Raw genomic sequence first — 16,894 nt, 5'->3', positions numbered from 1 at the left:
ATCGTTGCCACCGGGCGGTAAATGCGCGGCGGTGCCACATTTCGGAAGGCGTTGGGGAATACGCATGGATATCGCTGAGCTTCTGGCATTTTCGGTCAAGAACAAGGCCTCGGACCTGCACCTGTCGGCGGGCTTGCCTCCGATGATCCGCGTCGACGGCGACGTCCGCCGGATCAACATTCCGGCACTGGACCACAAGCAGGTGCACGCGCTGGTCTACGACATCATGTCGGACAAGCAGCGGCGCGATTTCGAAGAGTTCCTCGAAGTCGACTTCAGCTTCGAAATCCCCGGGCTGGCGCGCTTCCGCGTCAACGCGTTCAACCAGAACCGCGGTGCCGGTGCGGTGTTCCGCACCATTCCCTCGGAAGTGCTGACGCTGGAAGACCTGGGCTGCCCGCGCATCTTCAAGGAACTGATCGAGCAGCCGCAGGGCCTGATCCTGGTCACCGGGCCCACCGGCTCGGGCAAGTCGACCACGCTGGCGGCGATGATCGACCACATCAACAAGAACGAATACGGCCACATCCTCTCGGTCGAGGATCCGATCGAATTCGTGCACACCTCGCAGAAGTGCCTGATCAACCAGCGCGAGGTGCACCGCGACACCCACGGCTTCAACGAGGCGCTGCGCAGCGCGCTGCGTGAAGACCCGGACATCATCCTGGTGGGCGAGTTGCGCGACCTGGAAACCATCCGCCTGGCGCTGACCGCCGCGGAAACCGGGCACCTGGTGTTCGCCACCCTGCATACCAGTTCGGCCGCCAAGACCATCGACCGCATCATCGACGTGTTCCCCGCCGGCGAGAAGTCGATGGTGCGTTCGATGCTGTCGGAATCGCTGCGCGCGGTGATCGCGCAGGCGCTGCTGAAGAAGGTCGGCGGCGGCCGTACCGCCGCGTGGGAGATCATGGTCGGCACCCCGGCCATCCGCAACCTGATCCGCGAGGACAAGGTGGCGCAGATGTATTCATCCATCCAGACCGGCCAGGGCCAGGGCATGCAGACCCTCGACCAGCACCTGCAGGAGCTGGTCAAGCGCGGCATGGTCAGTCGCCAGCAGGCGCGCGAATACGCCAAGGACAAGCGGTTGTTCGAATAATCACGGAGCGTCGCCATGAGCAGTATCGATTTCACCTCGTTCCTCAAGCTGATGGCGCACCAGAAGGCGTCGGATCTGTTCATCACCGCCGGCATGCCGCCGTCGATGAAGGTGAACGGCAAGATCAGCCCGATCACCCAGAACCCGCTGACCTCGCAGCAAAGCCGCGATCTCGTGCTCAACGTGATGACGCCGCAGCAGCGTGAGGAATTCGAAAAGACCCACGAGTGCAACTTCGCGATCGGCGTGGCCGGGGTGGGCCGCTTCCGCGTGTCCTGCTTCTACCAGCGCAACCAGGTCGGCATGGTGCTGCGCCGCATCGAGACCCGCATCCCCACGGTGGAAGAGTTGAACCTGCCGCCGGTGGTGAAAACCCTGGCGATGACCAAGCGCGGCATCATCATCTTCGTGGGCGCCACCGGTACCGGCAAATCCACCTCGCTGGCGGCGATGATCGGCTACCGCAACGCCAATTCCACCGGCCACATCATCACCATCGAGGACCCGATCGAGTTCGTGCACAAGCACGACGGCTGCATCATCACCCAGCGCGAGGTCGGCATCGACACCGACAGCTGGGAGAACGCGCTGAAGAACACCCTGCGCCAGGCGCCGGACGTGATCATGATCGGCGAGGTGCGCACCCGCGAGGGCATGGACCATGCCGTGGCCTTCGCCGAAACCGGCCACCTGGTGCTGTGCACGCTGCATGCCAACAACGCCAACCAGGCGATGGACCGCATCATCAACTTCTTCCCGGAAGACCGTCGCAGCCAGTTGCTGATGGACCTGTCGCTGAACCTGAAAGGCGTGGTCGCGCAGCAGCTGATCCCGACCCCGGACGGCAAGGCGCGGCGGGTGGCGATGGAAATCCTGCTTGGCACCCCGTTGGTGCAGGACTACATCCGCGACGGCGAGATCCACAAGCTCAAGGAAGTGATGAAGGAATCCGTGCAGATGGGCATGAAGACCTTCGACCAGAGCCTGTTCGAGCTCTACCAGGCCGGCGAGATCAGCTACGAGGACGCGCTGCGCTACGCCGACTCCGCCAACGAGGTGCGTCTGCGCATCAAGCTGGCGCAAGGCGGCGATGCGCACACCCTGGCGCAGGGGCTGGATGGGGTGATGATCGCCGAGGCCAGCTGAGCCGCGCGGCGCGCCCTGGCGCTGCGGCCCGGGGCCGTGCCACGCTAGAATGCGCGCATGGACGACGAGCGCGCGCAAAATTACGGCAACCACCTGCTGATTGCCCTGCCTTCCCTGCGTGATCCGAATTTCGAGCGCAGCGTCACCCTCATTTGCCAGCACGATGACGACGGCGCGATGGGCGTGGTGGTCAACCGGCCATCGGAATACACCATTGGCGAAGTGTTGCAGCAGATGGGCGTGGCCAGCGACAACGAGACGCTGAAAGCGCAACTGGTGCTGCATGGCGGGCCGGTGCATCCCGAGCGCGGCTTCGTGCTGCACGAGGGTGACCGCCCCTGGGAGTCCAGCCTGGAAGTAGGCGAGGGTCTGTACCTGACCACCTCGCGCGACGTGCTGGAAGCGATGGCGCGCGGCGAAGGCCCGCAGCAGGCGCTGGTGACGTTGGGGTGTGCGGGCTGGGGAGCTGGCCAGCTGGAGCAGGAACTGGTGGACGACAGCTGGCTGCTGGTTCCGGGCCGTCGCGACGTGCTGTTCCAGTTGCCGTTGTCGCAGCGCTGGCAGGCGGCGGCCGGCAGCATCGGTGTCGACCTGCTCAACCACGCCAGCCACAGCGGCCACGCATGAACGAAGGCGTGACGTCACTGATCCGCGCCGATGGCACCGTGCTGGGCTTCGACGTCGGCATGCGCCGGATCGGGGTGGCGGTCGGCAACGCGCTGACCGGCAATGCCAGCGCGGTGGCGGTGGTCGACGTGCATGCCGGCGGACCGGATTGGGCGCACGTCGACCGGCTGCTGCGCGAGTGGCGGCCCGACGGCCTGATCGTCGGCGATCCGATGACCCTGGACGGCGGCGACCAACCGATCCGCAAGGCCGCCCGCGCGTTCGCCGAAACCCTGCGTCAGCGCTGCCGGTTGCCGGTGCTGATGATCGACGAACGCAACAGCTCGCAGGAAGCTGCCCGCCGCTTTGCGGCCGCCCGCGCCGCCGGCACCCGCAAACGTCGCGATGCCGACGTGCTGGATGCAGTGGCCGCGGCCGTCATCGTCGAGCGCTGGCTGTCCTCGCCGCGCGACGCTGCCGGGCTTTCCTGATGTTTTTCCTGACCGGATGAATCCCCCCATGACCCAGCCCGCCGCCGGCCACCTGCGCCACCTGCTCGACCTGGAACGCCTGTCGGCATCGCAACTCGATGCCCTGTTGCGCCGCGCCCAGGCCTTCGCCGAGGGCGCGCAGGCGCCTGCCGCGCTGGCCGGCGTGGCCGTGTGCACGCTGTTCTTCGAACCGTCCACCCGCACCCGCCTGAGCTTCCAGCTCGCCGCCCAGCGATTGGGCGCGCATATCCTCAACTTCGATGCCTCCACTTCGTCCGCCACCAAGGGCGAGACCGACCTCGACACCTTCCGCACCATCCAGGCGATGGGCGTGCGCGGCTTCGTGGTGCGCCACAAGGGCGACGGCGCGGTGGCGGCGCTGGCCGCGGCGGCGCATCCCGGCGTGGCCGTCCTCAACGCCGGTGACGGCCGCAGCCACCATCCCACCCAGGGCCTGCTGGACATGCTCACGCTGCGGCAGGCCAGGGGTGAGGATTTCTCGAAGCTGAAAGTGGTGATCGTCGGCGACGTGAAGCATTCACGGGTGGCCCGCAGCGACCTGCACGCGCTGCGCGCGCTGGGCTGCGGCGAGATTCGCGTGTGCGGCCCGGCGGCCTTGTTGCCGGATGACGACACCCTGCACGGCTGCGTGGTCAGCCACGACTTCGACGCCGCGCTGGACGGCGTGGATGCGGCGATGATGCTGCGCCTGCAGCGCGAGCGCATGGTGGAAGGCCTGGTGGCTTCGCTGGAGGATTACCACCGCGACTACGGCCTCACCGAAACCCGCCTGCGCCGCGCCGCGCCGGGTGCCATCGTCATGCATCCCGGGCCGATGAACCGCGGCGTGGAAATCACCGACGGCGTGGCCGACGGCCCGCAATCGCGGGTACTCAACCAGGTGGCCAACGGCGTGGCAGTGCGGATGGCGGCGTTGGAGGTGTTGCTGGCCTAGTGCAGCAACAGCAACGTCGCCAAGCCGAGGAAGGACAAAAAGCCCATCACGTCGGTGACGGTGGTGAGGATGACGCCGCCGGCCAGCGCCGGGTCGAAGCCGAAGCGCTTGACCGTGACCGGCACGAACACGCCGCCGAGGGCGGCGGCGGTGAAATTGATGGTCAGTGCCAGCCCGATCACCAGTGACAACATCGGGTCGTGGAACCACAGCAGCACGATCAGCGCCAGCAGCAGGCCGATGCCGATGCCGTTGATGATGGCGATGCGTACTTCCTTCCAGACCAGCGCGCCGATGTTGGTGCCGCCGATCTGCCCCAGCGCGAGGCCGCGCACCATCAGGGCCAGCACTTGGGTGCCGGCATTGCCGCCCATGCCGGCCACGATCGGCATCAGCACCGCCAGCGACACCAGATGGGCGATGGTGGCCTGGAACTGGTTGACCACCGAGGAGGCCAGGAAGGCGGTGGCGAGATTGATGGTGAGCCACAGCATGCGCCGGCGGAAAGCACGCCGCACCGGCGAGAACAGGTCCTCGTCCTCGTCGAGGCCGGCGGCGGACATCACCTGGTGCTCGGCCTGCGCACGGATGATGTCGACCACATCGTCAATCGTGATGCGGCCCAGCAGGATGTTGCTGTCGTCCACCACCGGCGCGCTGATCCAGTCGTGGTCGGAGAACTGGCGGGCCACCTCGTCCGAACTTTCGTCCACGCCAATGGCCGGCTGCTCGTCGTCCAGCAACTGGTTGATGGGGGTGCCGGGTTCGTGGGTGAGCAAGGCCTGCAGGGCGATCCGGCCCAGGTATTGGTGGCGCTTGCTGACCACATAAATATGATCGGTGTGGTCGGGCAGCTCGCCGCGCAGGCGCAGGTAGCGCAGCACCACGTCGATGGTGGTGTCGGCGCGCACCGTCACCACGTCCGGGTTCATCAGGCGGCCGGCGCTGTCTTCGGCATACGACAGCACCTGTTCCAGGCGCTCGCGGTTCTCGCGGTCCATCGACTTCAACACTTCGTCGATCACCGTGTCCGGCAGATCCTCGACCAGATCGGCCAGGTCGTCGATGTCCAGGTCGGCGGCGGCGGCGACCAGTTCGTCCGGGTCCATGTCCGCGATCAGGCTTTCGCGCACCTCGTCGCCGACGTGCACCAGCACCTCGCCGTCGTCTTCCGCGTCCACCAGTCCCCAGACGACGCTGCGCTTGCCGGGCGGCAGCGATTCCAGCAGGTTGCCGATCTCGGCCGGCGACAGGGTGTTGACCAGCCGCCGTACCGGGCCCAGCCGGCCGCTGTCCAGCGCGTCGCTGAGCAGACGCAGCTGGCGCGCGGTCTTGTCGTGGCGGACGGCTTCGGCCATGCGGGCTTCCGGCGGGAGGGAGGCACGTCGCGCGGCAGTGCACGCAGGCGCCGAATCAGATGTTCATGATGCGCCCATTATCGCCGTTGGCGCCGCCGTTGCCCACCCCGGTGCAAGTTTTTGCCGCGCTCAATCCCACAATTTGGCGGCATTGGCGACGATGCCGGGCAAGCGGTCGTAGGGCACGGAATCGGCGATGTGGAACTCCGGCAGGCGGGTGTCGCGTTGCAGCGACTCGCTGGCCTGGAAGCCTTCGGAGGTCATCACCCGTGCCACTTGCGGATGCGCGGCGTCGTCGCCACGGCGCAACACGATGCCCACCTCGTCGTTGGCCAATCGCACCAGCGTCCCCGGTGGATACACGCCCAGTTCCTTCACCAGCATCATCGCCAGCGCCTCGTCAACCTGCTTGCCGCGCTCCAGGAAGATGCTGCGCAGGGCCATTCGCGCCGGCAGCGCGTCGCGGTAGACGCGCGGGCGCAGCATCGCGGTGTAGATGTCGATGATCGCCAGCAGGCGGGTGGTGTCGCGGATGGCACCAGCGCGCAGGCCGTGCGGATAACCGGAGCCATCCAGGCGTTCGTGGTGGTGCAGTACCGCGTCGATCCACACCGGATCGGTGATGCCGGCGCTTTCCAGCAGGCGCAGGCCCACTTCCGGATGGGCACGGACTTGCGCCAGTTGGGTGTAGCTCAGGCGTTCGCTCTGGCCGTTCAGCTGGGTGGCCAGCGGCCCCAGCGCGAGGTCGTAGGTCAGTGCCGCGCCGGCGAGCGCGCGCGCGGTGGCGGCGGGCATGCCCAGCGCGCGGGTGGCGAACACGCAGATGATGGCGGCATGGGTCTGGCGCGCGGCATGGTTGGCCGGGTCCAGCTGCAACTGCATCGAGGCCAGGGTGGCGTCGGTATCCAGCGCGAGGTGTTCTTCGATGGTGGCGGTGAGTTGCGCCACGCGCTCCTGCACTCCGGCGGCGGCACCGGACAGCAGCCGCTTGTGCAGCAGGCCGACATCACGATGGAGCTGGTTCATCGCCTCGATGGTGGCGCGCGGTTTCAACCCGGGCCGGGGCGGCGGCGACGACGCCCGTTCCGGCAATTGCACCAGGCTGCCGCGGGCGATCAGCGTTTCCATCTGGGCATCGTTTTCGATCACGAAGCCGGCCAACAGCAGCAGGGCGCCGTTCTGGTCGTACACGGACATGGCCAACGGCTGGCCGATCTGCAGGTCATCCTCCCTGAGCGGGCGCATCGCATCCAAGCGGTTCGGTGCCGGGTTCATTGCGGGACTATCGACTCCTGCGGAGGTTGCCTGAAGTGGCCGCCAACGTCGGACTAGTCTGCCAGAGATGACGGCTTGGCAGGGTCATTGCGGTGTCCCCGCGGCATGCCGACGCAGCCAGGCTTCGATGCCGGCGCGGTCGTGGGCGCGCAGCAGCGCCGGCGCGGCCGCACGCAGCCGGGCATGGGTGCTGGCACGGATGCAACGGCGCACCTCCAGCAAGGTGGCCGGATGCAGGCTCAACTCTTGCAGGCCCAGCGCCAGCAGCAAGGGAACGCAGGCGGGGTCGGCGGCCATTTCCCCGCACACGGTGACGGGCGTGGCGTGGCGGCCGGCCACCTTCACCACGTCGCGCAATACCCGCAGGACGGCGGGGTGCAGGGGGGAATACAGGTTTTCCAGGGCTTCGTGGGTGCGGTCGGCGGCCAGCAGGTACTGCACCAGGTCGTTGGTGCCGATGGAAAGGAAATCGCAGCAGTCGATGAAGCTGGGCAGTGACAGCGCCGCCGACGGGACTTCGATCATGGCCCCCAACGGGATGTCGGTCGCCGTCTCGCGGCCGTCCGCGCGCAGGCTGGCCAGCACCTCGTCCAGCACCGCGCGCACCGCGCGCATTTCCTCGCCACCGCTGATCATCGGCACCAGCACCCGCACCGGCCCGTAGCCGGAGGCGCGGGCGATGGCGCGCAATTGGGTATGCAGCAGGCCGGCGCGGGCCAGTGACAGCCGCACCCCGCGCAGGCCCAGCGCCGGGTTGGGCTCGTTCTTCAGTGCCAGCCCGGTCTTGTCGGCCTTGTCGGCGCCCAGGTCCAGCGTGCGGATGGTGACGGTGCGCCCGGTCATCGCCAGCACGGCGTCGCGATAGGCGCGGAACTGCGCTTCCTCGTCGGGCAGTTCGTGGCTGCCGAGGAACAGGAATTCGGTGCGGTACAGGCCCACGCCGGCCGCCCCCAGCGCGTGCGCCTCGGTGACGTCGTCGCGTGATTCGGCGTTGGCCCACAGCTTGATGTCGACGCCATCGAGGGTACGGGTCGGTTCGCGGCGCAGGCGGTTGAGCTGGCGGCGTTCCTGGCGCGCCTCGGCCACGCGCGTGTGGTGGGCACGCAGATCGTCGGCATTGGGTTCCAGCACCACCAGCCCGCTGCCGCCGTCGATCACCAGCACGTCGCCGTCGTTGATCTTCAGCAGCGCCTGTGCGGCACCCACCACCAGCGGCAGGTGCAGGCTGCGCGCCAGGATCGCGCTGTGCGAAAGCGGGCTGCCGCCGGCGGTGACCACGCCGATCACGCCTTGCTGTTGCAGTTGCGCCAGTTCCGCCGGGGCCACGGTGTCGGTGACCAGGATTTCACCGGAGACGCCCTGCACGGCGGCCTTGCGGCTGTTGAGGGCGGCGTGCAGGCGGCCGATGACCTGGTCGATGTCGTCGATGCGGCTGCGCAGGTAGGCATCGTCCATGCCTTCGAACACCGCGGCGATGCGGTTGCGTTGCAGGCGCAGGGCGTAGTCGGCGGAGTACAGGCCGGTGCGGATCAGGGTGGCGATGCCGGACAGCAGTTCGGGGTCGTCCAGCAACAGGGCGTGGAGGTCGAGGAATTCACCGACCTCTTGCGCCAGCGCGCCGTGCAGGCGGTCGCGCAGGTCGCGCATCTCGGCGCGCACGCTGGCCACCGCTTCGTGGAAGCGCGCCAGTTCGGATTCGACGTCGCCGGCATCGATGCGGGTTTCCTCGATGTCCAGCGCATGCGGCAGGCGCACGCGTGCCCGGCCCAGCGCGCTGCCGCGGGCGGCGGCGTTGCCGGGGAGCAGTTGGCGCATCAGCTGTCCTCGTCGAAGCGGCGCTCGAACAGTGCCGCCACCGCGTCGGCGGCGGCCTGCTCGTCATCGCCATCCACCCGCAGCACCACCTCGGTGCCGGGGCCGGCGGCCAGCAGCATCACGCCCATGATGCTCTTGGCATTGACCTCGCGGCCGCGCGCTTCCAGCGAAGCCTGGCAGCGGAAGCCGGACAGCAGTTGCACCAACTTGGCGGTGGCGCGTGCATGCAGGCCCAGCCGGTTGGTGATGGTCAGTTCGCAGCGGATCATGCGCGGCCCCCGCGCCCTGCGGATCGCTCAGGCGTCATCGATGATGGCTCCGTTGCGGGCCCCCGCGGCGGCGACGGCGGGCAGGTCGTCGAGTTCGAGGTCGGCATAGTTCAGCACCCGCAGCAGCATCGGCAGGTTCAGGGCGGAGACGCGCCTGACCGGCGTACCCAGCCGCGCCAGCCGGGCGGCAAGGTTGGCGGGGGTGGCGCCGTACAGATCGGTGAGCACCAGCACGCCGTGCCCGCCATCCACCCGGCGCATGGCGGCACTGGCGCGTGGCAGCAGGGCATCGGGATCGCCGTCGAACGGGACCTCGAAGGCTTCGCAGGCCAGTGGCAGGTTGCGCAGCAGGCGCGCGGCCACCGCCAGCAAGGCGCTGCCGATGCTTTCGTGGGTGACGAGCAGGATGCCGACGGACATCCTGCAAACTTAACAGACGCAGGCGACGGCGTGAATGCGGTTGTGGCGATCAGTCCAGTTCGCGGTGGTGGGTGGCCACTTCCGCCCAGCCGTTGGAATGGCAATGGCGGGCCAGCCGTTCGGCAAGGTAGACGGATCGGTGACGGCCGCCGCTGCAGCCGAAGGCGACGGTGACGTAGCTGCGGGTTTCGGTGCGCAGTTTGGGCAGCCAGGCATCCAGGAAGCCTTCGACCTGGGCCACGTAGGCGGCAACTTCGGGCTCGCCGTCGAGGAAGTCGCGCACCTCGGCATCGCGACCGGACAGCGGGCGCAGGCGCGCATCCCAGTGCGGATTGGGCAGCACCCGTGCATCGAAGACGAAGTCGGCCTCGGCGGGCACGCCGTGGCGATAGGCGAAGGATTCGAACAACAGCGACAGGCCGGCGCCATCCAGCCCGAATTCGGCAAGGATGCGCCGGCGCATCTGGTGGACGTTGAGCTCGCTGGTCTCCAGCAGGATATCGGCGATTTGCCGCAGCGGGCGCAGGGCCTGGCGGTCGAGCGAAATGGCGTCGGCCAGCGCCAGCCCGAGGTGGCTGAGCGGGTGCCGCCGGCGGGTGTCGGCGTAGCGGCGCAGCACCACCTCGTCGCGCGCTTCGAGGAACAGCAGGCGCGGGTTGGCCCCCAGTGCGCCGACCTGCGAGAGCGCCGCGGGAACGTCGGCCAGGTCGCCGAGGTTGCGCGCATCGATGACCACCGCCACCTTCGCCGGGGCGTTGTCGTTGGCCTGCAAGCGACTCACGAATTCGGGCAGCAGCTCCGCCGGCAGGTTGTCCACGCAGTAGTAGCCGAGGTCTTCCAGGGTGTGCAACGCCCCGGATTTGCCCGAGCCGGACATGCCGCTGACCACCACCAGAGTGGGCATGCTGCCCGCACTCATGGGCTGGAGCGCTCGAGGAAGTGGCTGTGCCGGGCCATGAACGCGGCGGCCGGGTCGATGCCCTTGCTGCGCAGGATGTGCATGCGGGTGGCGGCTTCGGTGAGCACCGCGAGGTTGCGTCCGGCCATCACCGGCACGGTGATCATCGGCACGTCCAGGTCCAGCACGCGGCGGGTGCCGAGGTCGCCGGTGAGGCGCTCCATGCCGCTGCTGCCGGGGTCGGGCGCGGGCTTGCTCAGGTGCACGATCATGCGCAGGTACTTGTTCCGCTTGACCGCGGTGTCGCCGAACATCTGGCGGATGTTGAGCACGCCGAGGCCGCGCAGTTCCAGCATGTCCTGCAACAGTTCCGGGCAGGCGCCGTCGAGCACGTCGGGGGCGATCTGGGTGAATTCGGGGGCATCGTCGGCCACCAGTCGGTGGCCGCGGGTGATCAGCTCCAGTGCCAGCTCGCTCTTGCCGGAGCCGGACTCGCCGGTGATCAGCACGCCGATGGAGTAGATCTCCATGAACACGCCGTGCAGGGTCACGCGCGGCGCCAGCCGGCGCGCGAGCACGTATTGCAGGTGGTTGAGCAGCTCATGCCCGCGGCGCGGCGACACCCACAGCGGGGTTTCGGTTTCGGCGGCGGCCTGGCGCAGGTCTTCCGGGCACGACTGGTTCTTGCTGATGACCAGCGCCAGCGGGCGGAAGTCGATGATCTTGTGGATGGTCTCCCAGCGCTGGCGGGCGTCCAGCCCGTCCAGCCATTCCAGTTCCTCGGAGCCGAGGATCTGCACCTTGTTCGGGTAGATGGCGTTGAGGTAGCCCGCCAGCGAAGGCCGGCGGGCCACCGTGTCCACGGCTTCCAGCACCCGCCCGCCGCCGGTGTCCTGCCCGGCCAGCCAGCGCAGGGCCAGCCGTTCCTGCTGGCTGGCGAACAATTCGGCGGCGGTGATGCGGGCGGCGGTCATGGACAGGTTCCGGGAGGGCGGGGGTCAGTCGACGAGGCTGCTCTTGGCCAGCCCGTCGCCGCGGCGCTGTTCCACCTGTTTTTCCTTGTGCTTGACCAGTTGCCGGTCGAGCTTGTCCACCAGCAGGTCGATGGCCGCGTACATGTCCTGCCCGGTGGCATCGCCATGCAGGGTGCGGCCGGAGACGTTGATGGTGGCGATCGCCTTGTGGTGGGGTTTTTCCAGCCCAAGCTGGACGCGGATTTCGCAATCACCTTCGAAATGCCGGCCGAGGCGTTCGAACCGGTTCTCCACGTAACTGCGCAGGGCAGGCGTGACGTCCATCTGTTGGCCGTAGGTTTCGATCTGCATGTTGACCTCCTTGCTGCAATGGACCTCGGGCGGGGGTACCCGTGGCGGTGGTGCGGCGCCGGGTGACGACGCGCGCATGTTGGGGTGAGGTCGCCGGGACTGGTGGTGGACGGCAGACCCGTTACCTGCAACGTATCGACAAGCTGCGCCGTCGGCAAGGGTGGCGCGGCGGTTTCCGGGGATTGGACGGGGCGCGTGCGGCGTGCACCGGGAAGCGAACGGTGCGAGGACGGCATCGTGGCGCGTGGCGGCGTCGCAGGGGACGGGCGCGGCTTCATGCGAGCCAGCATAGCCCTTTGCACGGCGGAAGAATTGATCCGGAGCAAGCCGGCACGCAGGCCGGGCGAACCGGCTCAGAGGCGGAAGTCCTCGCCCAGGTAGACCCGGCGCACGTCCGGGTTGTCCAGCAGTTCGGCGGGGGTACCCTGCGCCAGCACCCCGCCTTCGGCGAGGATGCAGGCGCGGTCGCAGATGCCCAGGGTCTCGCGCACGTTGTGGTCGGTGATGAGCACGCCGATGCCGCGCTGCTTGAGGTGGCGCACGATGCGCTGGATCTCGTTCACCGAAATCGGGTCGACGCCCGCGAAAGGTTCGTCCAGCAGGATCATGCGCGGCTTGCCGGCCAGCGCGCGGGCGATTTCCACCCGGCGTCGCTCGCCGCCGGACAGGCTGGCACCGGGTTGGTCGGTGACGTGGCCGATCTGCAATTCGTCCAGCAGGGCGTTGAGTTCGTGCTCGCGGCCGTCCTCGTCGAGATCCGCGCGCAGTTCCAGCACCAGCCGGAGGTTGTCGGCCACGCTGAGCTTGCGGAACACCGAGGGTTCTTGCGGAAGGTAGCCCAGCCCCAGTTTGGCGCGGGCGTACATCGGCAGGTCGGTGATGTCCTTGCCGTCCAGCAGGATGCGGCCGGCGTCGGCGGGCACCAGGCCCACGATCATGTAGAAGCAGGTGGTCTTGCCGGCGCCGTTGGGGCCCAGCAGGCCCACCACTTCGCCCGGGTGCAGGGTCAGCCCGAAATCACGCACCACTTCGCGTGCGCGGTAGCGCTTGCGCAAGCCTTCCGCGACCAGCATCAGGGCGACCCCGGTTCGGCATCCTTGGGGATGATGCGCATCTTCACCCGGCCGCTGCCGCCGCTTTCGATTTGCCCGGTCTTGATGTTGTAGCTGACGCGCTCGCCGGACAGGGTGCCGCGGTTCTGCTGCACGGTGACCGCGCCGGTGAGCACGATGATGTCGTTGCGCAGGTCGTAGTCGAGGTTGGCGGAGCGGGCGCTGAGCTGGCTGCCGTCGTCCATCTGCTGGTGCAGGTCCACGTCGCCGTGGAATTGCGCGTTGCTGGGCTTGCCGTCGGCCTGCACGATCACGCCATTGTCGGCGTCGATGCGCAACGAGCCCTGCGTCACCGTCACCTTCTGGGTGAAGGTGCAGGTGACCACCTTGCCGGAGGTGCAGACCTGGTGGCCGGCATCGATGTCCATCGGCTGCTTGCGGTCGGTGGTGCGCGCCATGGTGCTGCCGGCGACGGCCAGCAGGGCGAGGGCCAGCAGCGCGGGCATGGGCTTAGGGCTGTGGGGCATAGCGGGCGTGCACCTGCGAAAGGAGGGAGACCTGCTGGCGGTCGAAATCCGCCTCCAGGCCCATGCCGCGCATTGTAAGGCCGGGGCGGGTGACGGTGACGGCGGCGGCGGTTGCGGCGCGGTTGCGGTGCAGGTCCAGCGCCAACCATTCGGTTTCGATGAGGGTGGGCGGGGGCGCTTGCGGCGGGCTGACGGCGCGCACCTTGCCACGCAGTTGCAGTTGCTCGCCACCTGCCGGCACGAAGCCGTGCTGCGCGCGCACATCCCAGTAGTGGCCGTTGTGATCGGGCACCAGGAATTGCGGGGTGGCCAACTGCATGGTCTTGTCAGCCGGGTTGCGCAGCAGTTCCGGGCCGCGCAGGGTGAAGGATTCGCGGCCTTGCGGGTTGAGCACCACGATCTCGTAGTTGCGCAGCACGTAGTCGGAGCGGGTTGCCAGCAGGCCGTCGCTGCCCGGGTGCGCGTGCCGCCAGACCGACCAGCCGCTGGCGATCGCACCCAGCAGCAGGGCGACACCGAGCAGGCTGCGCCAGCCCGGGACCGGCGGGTGCTCAGCCATGGGCGGGCGGCACCAGCAGCGCGGCCACGTGGCCTTGCGCGTGCAGCAGCAGGTCGCAGGCGTCGCGCACGGCACCGTGGCCACCCGGGCGCGGCGTCATCCAGTGCGCGGCTTGCGCGGTCCACGGGTGTGCGTTGGCGGGGGCCAGCGCCAGCCCGGCTTCCAGCATCACGGGGCGGTCGGGCAGGTCGTCGCCCATGAACGCCACCGCCTCCATGCCGATCCCCAGCTCGGTGGCGATGGCCTGCATCCGCGCCAGCTTGTCGCGCTCGCCCAGGTGCAGGCGGGTGATGCCCAGTTCCTTGCCGCGCGTGCGTACCGCTTCGCCATGGCGCGCGGTGACCAGGGCCACGGTGATGCCGGCACGGCCCAGCAACACCAGGCCCATGCCGTCCTGCACGTCGAAGCGGCGGGTTTCGCGGCCGTCGGCGTCCAGCAGCAGGCCGCCGTCGGTGAGGGTGCCGTCGACATCGAAGCCGATCAGGCGGATGCGTGCGGCGCGCGCAAGCAGGTCGGCGGGATACTCCGGCGGCGTCATCACACCACCCGCGCCAGCAAAAGGTCGTGGATGTTCAGTGCACCCACCAGCCGGCCGTCGCCATCGGTCACCAGCAGGCCGTGGATCTTGTGTGCTTCCATCAACTGGGCAGCCTCGCTGGCCAGCGCGTCGGCAGTGATGGTCTTCGGTCCGCGCGACATCACCACGTCGATGCGGGTGGTGCGCAGGTCGATGCTGGCATCGTTCAGGCTGCGTCGCAGGTCGCCGTCGGTGTACAGGCCCAGCAGGCGGCCATCGGCGTCCGCCACCGCGGTCATGCCCAGCCGCTTGCGGCCCATTTCCACCAGCGCCTCGCTGAGGGTGGCGCTGGGGGGGACGCGCGGCACCGCATCGCCGACGTGCATCACGTCGGCGATGCGCAGCAGCAGCCGCCGGCCCAGCGCGCCAGCCGGGTGCGAGCGGGCGAAGTCGTCGGCGGTGAAGCCACGCGCCTCCAGCAGCGACACTGCCAGCGCATCGCCCATCGCCAGGCTGGCGGTGGTGCTGGAGGTGGGGGCCAGTTGCAGCGGGCAGGCTTCCACCGGCACCGCCACGTCGAGGTGGTGGTCGGCCTCGCGCGCCAGCGTGGAGCCGGGGCGGCCGGTCATCGCGATCACCGGGTTGCCCTGGCGGCGCAGCGCCGGCAGCAGCAGCAGCAATTCGTCGCTTTCGCCGGAATAGGACAGCGCCAGCACCACGTCGGCGTCGGTCACCATGCCCAGGTCGCCGTGCGCGGCTTCGCCCGGGTGCATGTAGAACGCCGGGGTGCCGGTGGAGGCCAGGGTGGCGGCGATCTTGCGCGCCACGTGGCCGGACTTGCCCATGCCGGTGCACACCACCCGGCCGCGGCAGGCCAGCATGGTCCGGCAGGCGGCGGCGAATGCGGCGTCCACCCGCGCCGCCACCACGGCCAGCGCCTCGGCTTCGAGGGCAAACACGCGGCGGCCACTGGCGGCGAAGTCGAAATTGTCCAGGTTTGCGCTCATGGGGCGAAGGCGGGATTCCGCTAGACTTGTGCGTTCAGTTTATCGCGAGTCGCCCCGCCTACCCATGAACACCGAGCATATTCGCCAATTGATCGAAGCCGGCCTGCCCGGTGCCCGCGTCGAGGTGCAGGGCGACGACGGCGTGCATTTCGAAGCCGTGGTGGTGTGCGCGGCATTCGCCGGCAAGCTGCCGCTGGCCCGCCACCGCATGGTCAACGCCACCCTGGGGGCGCTGATGGGGCGCGAGATCCATGCCCTGCAACTGAAGACCCTGACCCCCGAAGAGGCGGCCGCCTGATGCAGAAGATCGTGGTGGAAGGCGGCAGTCGCCTGTGTGGCGAGGTCCGCATCTCCGGTGCCAAGAACGCGGTGCTGCCGATCCTGTGCGCCACCCTGCTGGCCGACGCGCCGGTGCGGATCACCAACGTGCCGCGCCTGCACGACGTGCTGACCACGGCCAAGCTGCTGGCCGGGCTGGGCGCCGGCGTGGACCATGCCGGCGACGTGATGACCGTCGACCCGCGCAGCGTGAACAGCCACGTGGCGCCGTACGAGCTGGTCAAGACCATGCGCGCCTCGGTGCTGGTGCTGGGCCCGCTGCTGGCCAAGCAGGGCGTGGCGGAGGTGTCGCTGCCCGGCGGCTGCGCCATCGGCTCGCGCCCGGTGGACCTGCACATCAAGGGCTTGCAGGCACTGGGTGCCGAGATCGTGGTGGACCACGGCTTCATCAAGGCCCGCTGCAACGGCCGCCTGAAGGGCGCGCGCCACGTGTTCGAGCTGGTCAGCGTGGGGGCCACCGAGAACGTGCTGATGGCCGCCGCGCTGGCGGACGGCACCACTGTGCTGGAAAACGCGGCGATGGAGCCGGAAATCGTCGACCTGGCCGAGTGTCTCAACGCGATGGGCGCCCGCATCAGCGGGCACGGCTCGGCGCGGATCGTCATCGAAGGCGTGGAACGGCTGCAGGGCTGCACGCACGCGGTGGTGGCCGACCGCATCGAATGCGGCACCTTCCTGGTGGCCGCGGCGATGACCGGCGGCCGCGTCACCGCCACCCATGCGCGCGCCGACAGCATGGACGCGGTGCTGGACAAACTGCGCGAAGCCGGCGCGGAAGTCACGATCGAATCCACTGCCGATACCGGCGACCGCATCACCGTGGACATGCACGGCCAGCGACCGCGCGCGGTGAACATCACCACCGCGCCGCACCCGGCGTTCCCCACCGACATGCAGGCGCAGTTCATGGCGCTGGACTGCGTGGCCGACGGCGTGGGCGTGATCAACGAAACGATCTTCGAAAACCGCTTCATGCACGTCAACGAGCTGCTGCGCCTGGGCGCGGACATCCGCGTGGACGGGCACACCGCGGTGGTGCGCGGCGTTGCCCAGCTCAGCGGCGCGCCGGTGATGGCCACCGACCTGCGCGCCTCGGCCTCGCTGATCCTGGCCGGGCTGGTGGCCGACGGCGAGACCACCATCGACCGCATCTACCACCTCGACCGCGGCTACGAGAACATCGAAGCCAAGCTGTCCGCGCTGGGCGCGCGGGTGCGTCGGGTGGCGTGACGG

20 protein-coding genes are annotated in these 16,894 nt (G+C 68.8%); 7 read left to right on the top strand and 13 right to left on the bottom strand.

What is annotated here, in order from left to right; all coding sequences use genetic code 11:
• Window positions 1–64: 64 nt before the first annotated feature.
• The 5 genes from ACE3OK_RS01770 to ACE3OK_RS01750 are packed head-to-tail and all read left to right on the top strand — an operon-like array spanning window position 65 to window position 4,300.
• Window positions 65–1,102 carry a type IV pilus twitching motility protein PilT gene (locus tag ACE3OK_RS01770; RefSeq protein WP_374247799.1) on the top strand — a complete coding sequence of 346 codons (1,038 nt, stop codon included), beginning with the start codon at window positions 65–67 and terminating at the stop codon, window positions 1,100–1,102.
• Between the two features lie 15 nt (window positions 1,103–1,117).
• On the top strand, window positions 1,118–2,248 hold the full coding sequence (locus ACE3OK_RS01765) for a PilT/PilU family type 4a pilus ATPase (RefSeq protein ID WP_374247798.1): 1,131 nt from the start codon (window positions 1,118–1,120) through the stop codon (window positions 2,246–2,248).
• A 57-nt stretch (window positions 2,249–2,305) separates the two neighbouring features.
• The gene (locus ACE3OK_RS01760; protein WP_374247797.1) at window positions 2,306–2,875 is read left to right on the top strand and encodes a YqgE/AlgH family protein; all 570 of its coding nucleotides are present in this window, start codon (window positions 2,306–2,308) and stop codon (window positions 2,873–2,875) included.
• Between the two features lie 8 nt (window positions 2,876–2,883).
• Window positions 2,884–3,345, top strand: a complete 462-nt coding sequence (gene ruvX / locus ACE3OK_RS01755; RefSeq protein ID WP_374247796.1) for a Holliday junction resolvase RuvX — start codon at window positions 2,884–2,886, stop codon at window positions 3,343–3,345.
• A gap of 28 nt (window positions 3,346–3,373) precedes the next feature.
• Window positions 3,374–4,300, top strand: coding sequence for an aspartate carbamoyltransferase catalytic subunit (locus tag ACE3OK_RS01750; protein WP_374247795.1), 927 nt, complete (start codon window positions 3,374–3,376; stop codon window positions 4,298–4,300).
• On the opposite strand, the gene mgtE is transcribed toward ACE3OK_RS01750, so the two are convergent.
• The 13 genes from mgtE to ACE3OK_RS01685 form a co-directional block, all read right to left on the bottom strand.
• Window positions 4,297–5,658 (bottom strand): magnesium transporter, encoded by a 1,362-nt coding sequence (mgtE, locus tag ACE3OK_RS01745; RefSeq protein ID WP_374247794.1) that lies wholly within the window; start codon window positions 5,656–5,658, stop codon window positions 4,297–4,299. The two genes, ACE3OK_RS01750 and mgtE, sit on opposite strands and share 4 nt — an antisense overlap.
• Before the next feature lie 129 nt (window positions 5,659–5,787).
• Window positions 5,788–6,903 carry an HD-GYP domain-containing protein gene (locus ACE3OK_RS01740; protein WP_374247793.1) on the bottom strand — a complete coding sequence of 372 codons (1,116 nt, stop codon included), beginning with the start codon at window positions 6,901–6,903 and terminating at the stop codon, window positions 5,788–5,790.
• Between the two features lie 114 nt (window positions 6,904–7,017).
• Entirely contained in the window at window positions 7,018–8,748 is a 1,731-nt protein-coding gene (ptsP, locus tag ACE3OK_RS01735) for a phosphoenolpyruvate--protein phosphotransferase (RefSeq protein WP_374247792.1), read from the bottom strand.
• Window positions 8,748–9,017, bottom strand: coding sequence for an HPr family phosphocarrier protein (locus ACE3OK_RS01730; protein WP_374247791.1), 270 nt, complete (start codon window positions 9,015–9,017; stop codon window positions 8,748–8,750). The genes ptsP and ACE3OK_RS01730 overlap by 1 nt, the downstream gene beginning before the upstream one ends.
• A gap of 27 nt (window positions 9,018–9,044) precedes the next feature.
• The gene (locus ACE3OK_RS01725) at window positions 9,045–9,437 is read right to left on the bottom strand and encodes a PTS sugar transporter subunit IIA (RefSeq protein WP_374247790.1); all 393 of its coding nucleotides are present in this window, start codon (window positions 9,435–9,437) and stop codon (window positions 9,045–9,047) included.
• A gap of 49 nt (window positions 9,438–9,486) precedes the next feature.
• Window positions 9,487–10,341 (bottom strand): RNase adapter RapZ, encoded by an 855-nt coding sequence (gene rapZ, locus ACE3OK_RS01720; RefSeq protein WP_374247789.1) that lies wholly within the window; start codon window positions 10,339–10,341, stop codon window positions 9,487–9,489.
• Window positions 10,342–10,352: 11 nt separating this feature from the next.
• Window positions 10,353–11,309: an HPr(Ser) kinase/phosphatase gene (hprK, locus tag ACE3OK_RS01715; RefSeq protein WP_374247788.1), complete on the bottom strand. Its 957-nt coding sequence runs from the start codon at window positions 11,307–11,309 to the stop codon at window positions 10,353–10,355.
• A gap of 24 nt (window positions 11,310–11,333) precedes the next feature.
• Window positions 11,334–11,660, bottom strand: coding sequence for a ribosome hibernation-promoting factor, HPF/YfiA family (gene hpf, locus ACE3OK_RS01710; protein ID WP_374247787.1), 327 nt, complete (start codon window positions 11,658–11,660; stop codon window positions 11,334–11,336).
• Between the two features lie 353 nt (window positions 11,661–12,013).
• Window positions 12,014–12,733 (bottom strand): LPS export ABC transporter ATP-binding protein, encoded by a 720-nt coding sequence (gene lptB / locus ACE3OK_RS01705; protein WP_374247786.1) that lies wholly within the window; start codon window positions 12,731–12,733, stop codon window positions 12,014–12,016.
• Window positions 12,733–13,218, bottom strand: coding sequence for a lipopolysaccharide transport periplasmic protein LptA (gene lptA / locus ACE3OK_RS01700; protein WP_374247785.1), 486 nt, complete (start codon window positions 13,216–13,218; stop codon window positions 12,733–12,735). Before lptA ends, lptB begins: the two co-directional genes overlap by 1 nt.
• 4 nt (window positions 13,219–13,222) lie before the next feature.
• Entirely contained in the window at window positions 13,223–13,798 is a 576-nt protein-coding gene (lptC, locus tag ACE3OK_RS01695; protein WP_374247784.1) for an LPS export ABC transporter periplasmic protein LptC, read from the bottom strand.
• Entirely contained in the window at window positions 13,791–14,336 is a 546-nt protein-coding gene (locus ACE3OK_RS01690) for a KdsC family phosphatase (protein WP_374247783.1), read from the bottom strand. Before ACE3OK_RS01690 ends, lptC begins: the two co-directional genes overlap by 8 nt.
• Window positions 14,336–15,322: a KpsF/GutQ family sugar-phosphate isomerase gene (locus tag ACE3OK_RS01685; RefSeq protein ID WP_374247781.1), complete on the bottom strand. Its 987-nt coding sequence runs from the start codon at window positions 15,320–15,322 to the stop codon at window positions 14,336–14,338. Before ACE3OK_RS01685 ends, ACE3OK_RS01690 begins: the two co-directional genes overlap by 1 nt.
• Window positions 15,323–15,386: 64 nt before the next feature.
• Between ACE3OK_RS01685 and ACE3OK_RS01680 the strand changes: the two genes are divergently transcribed.
• Together ACE3OK_RS01680 and murA are read left to right on the top strand one after the other, a co-directional pair.
• Entirely contained in the window at window positions 15,387–15,620 is a 234-nt protein-coding gene (locus tag ACE3OK_RS01680; protein WP_374247780.1) for a BolA family protein, read from the top strand.
• Window positions 15,620–16,891: a UDP-N-acetylglucosamine 1-carboxyvinyltransferase gene (murA, locus tag ACE3OK_RS01675; protein WP_374247779.1), complete on the top strand. Its 1,272-nt coding sequence runs from the start codon at window positions 15,620–15,622 to the stop codon at window positions 16,889–16,891. Before ACE3OK_RS01680 ends, murA begins: the two co-directional genes overlap by 1 nt.
• Window positions 16,892–16,894: the final 3 nt, after the last annotated feature.

The organism is Thermomonas sp. (assembly GCF_041905325.1).
GTDB lineage: Bacteria > Pseudomonadota > Gammaproteobacteria > Xanthomonadales > Xanthomonadaceae > Thermomonas.
This window is presented reverse-complemented; position numbering and strand designations above follow the sequence as displayed.